Origin of the sequence: Streptomyces sp. NPDC059452 (assembly GCF_042750035.1) — a bacterium.
GTDB lineage: Bacteria > Actinomycetota > Actinomycetes > Streptomycetales > Streptomycetaceae > Streptomyces.
Map to the genome: position 1 here is coordinate 1 of NZ_JBHYVE010000064.1, position 1,858 is coordinate 1,858.

General features: G+C 67.6%; 1 protein-coding gene and 1 pseudogene. One reads left to right on the forward strand and one right to left on the reverse strand.

Annotated elements, in window-relative coordinates; genetic code table 11:
• Positions 1 to 189: 189 nt before the first annotated feature.
• Positions 190 to 819, reverse strand: a complete 630-nt coding sequence (locus tag ACFW9Z_RS36040) for a class I SAM-dependent methyltransferase (protein WP_384647943.1) — start codon at positions 817 to 819, stop codon at positions 190 to 192.
• Here ACFW9Z_RS36040 and ACFW9Z_RS36045 point away from each other — a divergent pair.
• Positions 808 to 1,767 (forward strand): annotated as a pseudogene (locus tag ACFW9Z_RS36045) (IS5 family transposase). The gene ACFW9Z_RS36040 and the pseudogene ACFW9Z_RS36045 overlap by 12 nt on opposite strands.
• Positions 1,768 to 1,858 lie beyond the last annotated feature (91 nt).

Genomic DNA, 1,858 nt, shown 5'->3' on the forward strand with positions numbered 1-1,858 from the left:
GGTCTCGTAGCGGAGCTACTTGGCCATTTCGGCAACGCTGCGAGCGTGCGTGCCAGGCGTCGCGCGGCAGGCGGCAGTTTGACGACAGGCCCTAGAGCCTGTCTGGCAATTCCCGTCCAATCAGCGAGGTTCGGCCGAGTTGGCAATCGGGAGGTGCGCCGACCGTCCGGCGGGGATTACCGGCAGGGCCTACGAACGGCGGGCCAGCAGATGGGCGTCGAGGAAGCCCCTTTCGGAGGCTGGATCGTGGAGCAACCGGGCGAAGGGAACGAGCCCGGCGTCGGCCAGCAGTTCGGCGAGGCGATCCGCCGGCCAGCTGTAGGCAGGCGCCACCTTGTGGTCGAAGCGGACCGGTTCTTGTTCGTCGGTCCCGAAGAAGGAGACCAGGAGCAGGCCATCCGGCGCCAGGACGCGTGCCTGCTCGGCGAGCAGCTCCGGTAGTTCTCCCGGAGGGGTGTGGATCATTGAGTAGTGGGCCAGTACGCCGCCGAGGGCGGCGTCCTCGATCGGCAGGGATTCCATCCGCGCCTCCTGGAAGCGCAGCGCCGGATGGACCTGCCGGGCGTGGTCGATCATGCCGGGGGCGAGGTCGAGTCCGAAGGCGTCCAGGCCCAGTTCGTGCAGCATGGCTGTCAGATGTCCGGGCCCGCACCCGACGTCCGCTGCCCGCGGGTTGCCTGTCGCGCGCACCAGTTCGGCGAAGGTGCCGATCATGGTCCGGGAGAAAGGCTGTGTCTCCAGCCGGTTTGCGAACAGCGATGCGTACAGCTCGACGACTCCGTCGTAGGCCGTCCTGGTCTCGTCCTGATGATTCACCACGGGCAGGACTTTATAGCCGGTCCGATAATTGATCTTGTGTCAGGTCGAGGCGAGTTGACGGATGCGGCATGGGGGCGGATAGAGCCCCTTTTGCCCCAGGTGGACGGACGGGGCCGTCCGTGGCGTGATCACCGGCAGGTGGTCAACGGAGTGCTGTGGCGGCTACGGACCGGGGCTCCTTGGCGCGACCTGCCCGAGCGGTATGGGCCGTGGCAGACCGTCTACGAGCGGTTCGCCCGCTGGGAGGCCGATGGCACGTGGGCGAAGCTGCTGGAGCATGTCCAGGTCCATGATGACGCGGGGGGCCGGGTGGAGTGGATCGTCGCCGTTGACTCCACGATCAACCGGGCCCATCAGCACGCCGCGGGCGCCCGTAAAAGGGGGACGCAGGCAGGGACGAACCGGAAGATCCGGGCCGCTCGCAGGCGCATCAGGCACTCGGTCGGTCCCGGGGCGGGCTGACCACCAAGGTCCATCTTGCCGTCGACGGCCGGGGACTGCCGCTGTCGATCGTGCTCACACCCGGAAACGTCAACGACGCCACCGCGTTCGCCGACGTCCTCGACGGGGTCCGCACCCCGCGCGTCGGCACGGGTCGCCCGCGCACGACACCGGACCGTGTGCTGGGTGACAAGGCCTACTCCAGCAGGGCCATCCGTCATCTGCTGAGGCGTCGGGGCATCGCCGCCACGATCCCCGAGCGCCGCGACCAGGTGGCCAACCGCCGACGCAGGGGGCGCTTCGGTGGCCGGCCACCCGCCTTTGACAGGGAGATCTATCGCGACCGCAACGTGGTCGAACGATGCTTCGCTCGCCTCAAGCAGTTCCGTGCGATCGCAACCAGGTTCGACAAGCTCGCGGACCGCTACCGCGCGGGAGTCGTCCTCGCCTCCCTGGTCCTCTGGCTCCGCGAAACGGCCAGGTGATCATTTGTCAGACAGGCTCTAGGTGTATTGATCACGAGCGTTGTTAACGCTGGTGAGGCTTGATCGTGGCGAGGGCCCCCGTGTGTGGTGGAGGTGTCGAATCTTCACCGCAC